Origin of the sequence: Pseudomonas fluorescens, from assembly GCF_902497855.1 — a bacterium.
GTDB lineage: Bacteria > Pseudomonadota > Gammaproteobacteria > Pseudomonadales > Pseudomonadaceae > Aquipseudomonas > Aquipseudomonas fluorescens_BI.
The window spans coordinates 125,948-132,506 of sequence record NZ_CABVHU010000020.1 but is presented as its reverse complement, the minus strand read 5'-3'; the positions used below and the strand labels follow the sequence as shown (position 1 = coordinate 132,506).

Sequence of the window (6,559 nt, the reverse complement as noted above, 5' to 3'; positions counted from 1 at the left end):
GGTCCCCTGCGTTTCGATGAATCGTGGTCAACGCCAAACCCTGTAGGAGCCGGCTTGCTGGCGAAGACGTCTGGATGGGCGCTGCAAGGCTTGAGACCGCTTTCGCTGGCAAGCCAGCTCCTACAGGGGGCGGTGTTGTCTAGAGACCGAGGTCGGACAGGCCTGGATGATCGTCCGGACGACGACCCAGCGGCCAGTGGAACTTGCGCTCGCTTTCCTTGATCGGCATGTCGTTGATGCTGGCGTACCGGTTGGCCATCAAACCGTCTTCATTGAACTCCCAATTCTCGTTGCCGTAGGACCGGAACCAGTTGCCAGAGTCGTCGTGCCATTCATAGGCGTAACGCACGGCGATACGGTTGTCCGTAAAGGCCCAGAGCTCCTTGATCAAGCGATAGTCCAGTTCCTTGGCCCATTTGCGGGTTAGAAAGCCTTTGGCTTGCGCGCGGTTGCTGGCGAATTCGGCGCGGTTGCGCCACCGGGTGTCCAGGGTATAGGCCAGCGACACCCGTTCCGGGTCGCGGGAGTTCCAGCCGTCTTCGGCCAGGCGAACTTTCTCGATGGCCGATTCACGGGTGAAGGGCGGTAATGGCGGACGAACTTCGGCGTTAGACATTTAAAGTCTCCCTGGCAGATTAACGTTCAAGCAAGTTGTCGGGCTTATTTGAAGTGTCACAGGTCCAATAACTTTCGCGCCATGCATTGCGCATTATCGGCGGCACTGTGATCACCCATGACAAGCGCCACGGTAATGGCACCATCGATCAGGATCAGCAGCTGTCTGGCCAGCGTATCCGGGTCTGTGGCGCCATGTTCGGTACAAAGCTCGCGCAGGTAGTCGAGCAGCTTCTGTTTGTGGTCTTTGGCAACCAGGCGAATAGGGTCTTGCGGGTCGCCGGTTTCACCGCTGGTGTTGATGAAGGCGCAACCACGAAAGCCTTCGGAGGCGAACCAGGCCTTGAGCACGGTGAACAGGTTGAGCAGCCGCTCGGCCGGCGTTTCGGCCTGGTCGACTGCGCTCTTGTACCAGTGCATCCAGCGCACGTCGCGCCGCTGCAGGGCCGCGACGGTCAACTCCTCCTTGTTGGCGAAGTAGCGGTAAATACTTTTTCTGGAGACGCCGGCGGTTTTCACCAGAAGGTCCATGCCGGTGGCGGCAATGCCACTTTTGTAGATCAACTTTTCGGTGACGTCCAGGATGATGTCGCGTGTGTCGTTGCTGGTTATTTCGTTCATGGAACAAACAGTAGAACGATCGTTCTCCTTGGTCAAGCGGATATTTTTGTCGCCTGTGAAATTGCCTTCGCTGGCAAGCCAGCTCCTACAGGGGATCGCATTCCCCCTGTAGGAGCTGGCTTGCCAGCGAAGGCGCCAGAACAGACACCTTCAAAACCCAAACAAGACCCAAACAAGACCCAAACAAGACCCAAACCCATCCATGGTGTAAGCTCTCAAACTCTTCGGATTCGACCCACTGCGAGCCCTATGCCGTCGCTTTTCAAACGCTCTCTACTGCCCAAGCTGCGCAGTTTTCCGCTGACCGCCGATGCCGTCACCATCCTCTCCGGCGCTGCCGAGTTTCGCCGTTGCCTGCTGGAAAAAATCGCCCAGGCAACCCGGCGCATCTACATCGTCGCGCTCTACCTGCAGCAGGACGAAGCCGGCCAGGAAATCCTCGATGCCCTGCATGCCGCCAAACTGGCACGTCCGGAACTGGATGTGGTGGTGGTCGTCGACTGGCTGCGCGCCCAGCGTGGCTTGATCGGCGCCGGCAAGCAGCCGGGCAACTCGGCCTGGTATCAGGAAACCACCCGTACTCGCGACAGCGAGGTCCCGGTGTACGGCGTTCCGGTACAGACCCGAGAGCTGTTCGGCGTTCTGCACTTGAAAGGTTTTGTGATCGACGACTGCGTGATCTACAGCGGCGCCAGTCTGAACAACGTCTACCTGCACAAGTTCGACAAATATCGCTACGACCGTTATCACCTGCTGCACAACAGCGCGCTGGCCGATTCGATGCAGCACCTGATCCAGCACGGCCTGATCGCCTCCAAGGCGGTGCATCGCCTGGACCTGCCCAACCTGCCGAGCACCCGCAGCCTGCGCAACGACATCGGTGACCTGCGCAGCCGCCTCAAGCACGCGGCGTACGACACGACATCGGGTACCACGGCCAAAGAGGGTTTGACTGTCAGCCCGTTGCTCGGCGTGGGCAAGAACAATCCGTTGAGCCGGGTGATTTGCGAGTTGATCGCCAGTGCCCGCGATCAACTGACGATCTGTACGCCGTACTTCAATCTGCCGCTGGCGGTCACCCGGGAAATCAACCGAGCGCTGGCGCGAGGGGTGAAGATCGACATCGTGGTCGGAGACAAGACCGCCAACGATTTCTACATCCCGCCGAGCGAACCGTTCAAGGTGATCGCGGCGCTGCCGTACCTCTACGAAATCAGCCTGCGGCGCTTCGCCAAGCGCCATCATCGCAGCATCGACAGTGGTCTGTTGAACCTGCACCTGTGGAAGGACGGCGACAACACCTATCACCTCAAAGGCATGTGGATCGATCAACGTTACACCTTGCTGACCGGCAACAACCTCAACCCGCGGGCGTTCCGTCTGGACCTGGAAAACGCACTGCTGATCGATGACCCCAACGGTGAGTTGCTGGAGCCACGGCGAAACGAGCTGGACGAGATTTTCCAGCACACCCGCCGCATCGAGCGCTACCAGGAACTCGACACATTGCTGGAATACCCGCCGGCGGTGGCCAAGTTTCTCAAGCGCGTGAGTCGCGTGCGGATCGAGCGGTTGCTCTATCGGATTCTCTGATGTCGGAAAAAGACACCATTTCGATTCAGCTGGTGCGTGAAGCGCTGTTGCAAAGTTGCGACCCGGGCGCTGCCACCGACGAGGTGTTGGACAAGGTCGGCATCGATCCGGCTCTGCTGCTGACCGCCGACGCCCGTGTCCCGGCCACTGCGTATGCGCGCCTCTGGCGATTGCTGGCCCGGCGCCGGGACGACGAGTTTTTTTGCATGGACCCGCGCAAGCTCAAATCCGGCAGCCTGGAATTTCTCTGTCGTTGCTCCATGGTCCAGCCGAGCCTGGCCGCCGGCCTGACCTCGGGCCTGGGTTTTCTGTCGCTGATGCTGGAACACCTGCCTGCCCAGTTGGTTCGCCAGCAAAGCCTGGCGGAGATCGTGCTGCTGGAGGATGACCAGGACCCGCGTCGGGCCTTCACTTATTTCACCTACTGGATGATCGTTCACGGCGTGGCCTGCTGGCTGGCGGGGCGGCGCATTCCGATCCTGGCCATCGAACTGCGCTGCCCGCAACCGGACTTCTGCGATGACTATCAGGTGATGTTCTCCGAAAACCTGCGTTTTGATCGGCCGCGCACGCGAATGATCTTCTCCGCCGAGTGCCTGGATGTGCCGATCAAGCGCAGCCCTGAAGAACTCAAGCGTTTCCTGGCCCATGCACCGGCCAATATCCTGGTCAAGTACCGCGACCCGGAAAGCCTGGCCAGCCGGATCAAGCACGATTTGCGGCAATTGCCCGCCGAACATTGGCCCGAAACCGAGGCTTTGGCGCAACGACTGTGCATGTCGGCCTCGACCTTGCGCCGACGCCTGGCCGAAGAGGGGCAGACCTATCAGGGGCTCAAGGACAGCGTGCGCAAGGAATTGGCGATCGTATGGTTGGCCGAGCCCACCATCAGTTTTGCCGAGATTGCCACGCGCCTGGGGTTTGCCGATGCCAGCTCGTTCTACAAGGCGTTTCGCAAGTGGTCGGGGTCGAATCCGGGGCATTACCGCAGTTTGATCCTTAACGACTGATCCGGAATTTGTGGTGCCTGTGCTGACGCCTTCGCTGGCAAGCCAGCTCCTACAGGTTTCTGCGGCGTACACGAAATGAGTGATCAACGCCACCCCCTGTAGGAGCTGGCTTGCCAGCGAAGGCGTCAGCACAGGCGCTACATCTCTCAAACCTTGGCCAAACCAGTCACACAACTTGATAGCTTTGACCATTGTCCCGCCCCCCATGTAGAGCGAATATTTCCCTGTTCCTTACGGTTCCCCCAAACCTAATAAGAAGACACAGGGATTCTGGCAATGCGCGATTACTTGTCTGCCACTTCACAGTTCGATTACCAGCACACCGTCGACGCCGCACTCGCGGGCGATCTGACTGCCCTCAACGCCTGTGTCGAGTGTTGCGACCGGCATGCCTTGCCGGGGCGCATTGCGCTGTTCTGGGAAGGCCGGGACGGCGCCAGCGCGTCTTACACCTTCAACGATTTGCAGGACAAGGCCGCGCGGTTCGCCAATTTCCTGTTGGCCCAGGGCGTGAAGAAGGGCGACAAGGTCGCCGGCCTCCTGCCGCGTAACATCGAATTACTGATCACCGTGTTTGCCACCTGGCGCATCGGCGCGGTCTATCAGCCGCTGTTCACTGCGTTCGGCCCCAAAGCCATCGAACACCGTCTGAACAGTTCCGGCGCCAAAGTGGTGGTCACCGACGCGGTCAATCGCTCGAAACTGAGTGAAGTGGCCGACTGCCCGACCATCGTCACCGTCGCCGGTCCCAAGGGACAGGGTATCGTCCAGGGCGATTACAGTTTCTGGGCCGAACTGGCCAATTATCCCGCCGAGTGCGAACCGGTGCTGCTGACCGGCGAAGACCCGTTCCTGCTGATGTTCACCTCGGGCACCACCGGCCCGTCCAAAGCGCTGTCGGTGCCGCTCAAGGCCATCGTTGCCTTCCAGAGCTACACCCGCGACGCCGTGGACCTGCGCCCTGAAGATGCGTTCTGGAACGTCGCCGATCCGGGCTGGGCCTATGGCATCTATTTCGGCGTCACCGGGCCTATGGCCATGGGACATCCGATCACGTTCTACGATGGCCCGTTCACCCTGGAAAGCACCTGCCGGGTGATCAACAAATACGGGATCACCAACCTCACCGGCTCACCGACCGCTTACCGCCTGTTGATTGCCGGTGGCAACGAGTTCGCCCGCTCGATCAAGGGCAAGCTGCGCATCGTCAGCAGTGCCGGCGAGCCGCTGAACCCGGAAGTGATCCGCTGGTTCGCCGACAACCTCGGCGTGGTGATCCACGATCATTACGGCCAGACCGAACTGGGCATGGTGCTGTGCAATCACCATGGCCTGGAGCATCCGATCCACATGGGCGCCGCCGGATTTGCCTCGCCGGGCCACCGCATCGTGGTACTGGACGAGGAGTACAAGGAACTCGGCGTCGGTCAACCCGGCATCCTGGCCATCGATCGCACCCAGTCGCCGATGTGCTGGTTCGGCGGTTACGAAGGCGCGCCGACCAAGGCCTTCGTCGGCAACTATTACCTGAGCGGCGACACCGTCGAGTGGAACCCGGACGGCAGCATCAGCTTCGTCGGCCGCAGTGACGATGTGATCACCACGTCGGGTTACCGGGTCGGCCCGTTCGACGTCGAAAGTGCCCTGATCGAACACCCGGCAGTGGTCGAAGCCGCAGTGGTCGGCAAGCCCGACCCGGAACGCACCGAACTGGTCAAAGCCTTCGTTGTGCTCAGCGCGCAATACCGTCCTGAGCCGGAGCTGGCCGAAGAATTGCGTCAACACGTGCGCAAGCGCCTGGCCGCGCACTCATACCCCCGTGAAATCGAATTTGTCAGCGAGTTGCCGAAAACCCCTAGCGGCAAGTTGCAGCGCTTTATCTTGCGCAACCAGGAAATCGCCAAGGCTCAAGAGGCTGCGGCGAAGAACCTTCAAGCATGAATCCAAGGACACAATGATGCAGATCGCAAACAAGGTTTTTCTCGTCACCGGCGGTGCTTCCGGACTCGGTGCGGCCACCGCTGAAATGCTGGTCGCGGCGGGCGTCAAGGTCATGCTGGTGGACATGAACGCCGAGGCGGTTGCCGCTCAGGCGCAACGTCTGGGCGCGCAAAGCGTGGTGGCCGATATCAGCAATGAAGCGGCGGCCGAAGCCGCGGTGCAGGCGACGGTCAAGGCGTTTGGTGGCCTCAATGGCCTGGTCAACTGCGCCGGCATCGTGCGCGGCGAGAAAATCCTCGGCAAGACCGGCCCGCACGCGCTGGCCAATTTCAGCCAGGTGATCAACGTCAACCTGATCGGCAGCTTCAACATGCTGCGCCTGGCGGCGGCGGCAATTGCCGAGACCGAAGCGGATGCCGACGGCGAGCGAGGGGTAATCATCAATACGGCCTCGGCGGCGGCTTACGATGGCCAGATCGGCCAGGCCGCCTACGCGGCCTCCAAAGGCGCGATCGTCAGCCTGACCTTGCCCGCCGCCCGTGAACTGGCGCGCTTCGGCATCCGCGTGATGACCATCGCGCCGGGGATTTTCGAAACGCCGATGATGGCTGGCATGACCCCGGAAGTGCGCGCGTCCCTCGCCGCCGGCGTGCCGTTTCCGCCGCGCCTGGGAAAACCGGACGAGTATGCCGGGCTGGTCAGGCATATCATTGAAAACAGCATGCTCAATGGCGAGGTGATCCGTCTCGACGGCGCCTTGCGCATGGCCGCCAAGTAAA

General features: G+C 60.8%; 6 protein-coding genes. 4 read left to right on the top strand and 2 right to left on the bottom strand.

Annotated features, from left to right (window positions below):
- Window positions 1-139: 139 nt before the first annotated feature.
- Together F8N96_RS29795 and F8N96_RS29790 are read right to left on the bottom strand one after the other, a co-directional pair.
- Window positions 140-616 carry a DUF1348 family protein gene (locus F8N96_RS29795; protein WP_150800837.1) on the bottom strand — a complete coding sequence of 159 codons (477 nt, stop codon included), beginning with the start codon at window positions 614-616 and terminating at the stop codon, window positions 140-142.
- Between the two features lie 56 nt (window positions 617-672).
- Entirely contained in the window at window positions 673-1,236 is a 564-nt protein-coding gene (locus F8N96_RS29790; protein ID WP_150800836.1) for a TetR/AcrR family transcriptional regulator, read from the bottom strand.
- 249 nt (window positions 1,237-1,485) lie between these two features.
- On the opposite strand from F8N96_RS29790, the gene pssA reads away from it, so the two are divergent.
- The 4 genes from pssA to F8N96_RS29770 all read left to right on the top strand — a co-directional run bounded on the left by pssA (window position 1,486) and on the right by F8N96_RS29770 (window position 6,558).
- On the top strand, window positions 1,486-2,829 hold the full coding sequence (gene pssA, locus F8N96_RS29785) for a CDP-diacylglycerol--serine O-phosphatidyltransferase (protein ID WP_150800835.1): 1,344 nt from the start codon (window positions 1,486-1,488) through the stop codon (window positions 2,827-2,829).
- The gene (locus F8N96_RS29780; protein ID WP_150800834.1) at window positions 2,829-3,839 is read left to right on the top strand and encodes an AraC family transcriptional regulator; all 1,011 of its coding nucleotides are present in this window, start codon (window positions 2,829-2,831) and stop codon (window positions 3,837-3,839) included. The genes pssA and F8N96_RS29780 overlap by 1 nt, the downstream gene beginning before the upstream one ends.
- 276 nt (window positions 3,840-4,115) lie before the next feature.
- Window positions 4,116-5,780 (top strand): AMP-binding protein, encoded by a 1,665-nt coding sequence (locus F8N96_RS29775; RefSeq protein WP_150800833.1) that lies wholly within the window; start codon window positions 4,116-4,118, stop codon window positions 5,778-5,780.
- A 16-nt stretch (window positions 5,781-5,796) separates the two neighbouring features.
- A complete protein-coding gene (locus F8N96_RS29770) occupies window positions 5,797-6,558 on the top strand; it encodes an SDR family NAD(P)-dependent oxidoreductase (RefSeq protein WP_150800832.1) in 762 nt (253 codons plus the stop codon).
- Window position 6,559 lies beyond the last annotated feature (1 nt).

Excerpts from the sequence above, each read along its gene's own strand:
- F8N96_RS29795 (WP_150800837.1), bottom strand. The coding sequence starts at position 616 with ATGTCTAACGCCGAAGTTCGTCCGCCATTACCGCCCTTCACCCGTGAA.
- F8N96_RS29790 (WP_150800836.1), bottom strand. The coding sequence starts at position 1,236 with ATGAACGAAATAACCAGCAACGACACACGCGACATCATCCTGGACGTC.
- pssA (WP_150800835.1), top strand. The coding sequence starts at position 1,486 with ATGCCGTCGCTTTTCAAACGCTCTCTACTGCCCAAGCTGCGCAGTTTT.
- F8N96_RS29780 (WP_150800834.1), top strand. The coding sequence starts at position 2,829 with ATGTCGGAAAAAGACACCATTTCGATTCAGCTGGTGCGTGAAGCGCTG.
- F8N96_RS29775 (WP_150800833.1), top strand. The coding sequence starts at position 4,116 with ATGCGCGATTACTTGTCTGCCACTTCACAGTTCGATTACCAGCACACC.
- F8N96_RS29770 (WP_150800832.1), top strand. The coding sequence starts at position 5,797 with ATGCAGATCGCAAACAAGGTTTTTCTCGTCACCGGCGGTGCTTCCGGA.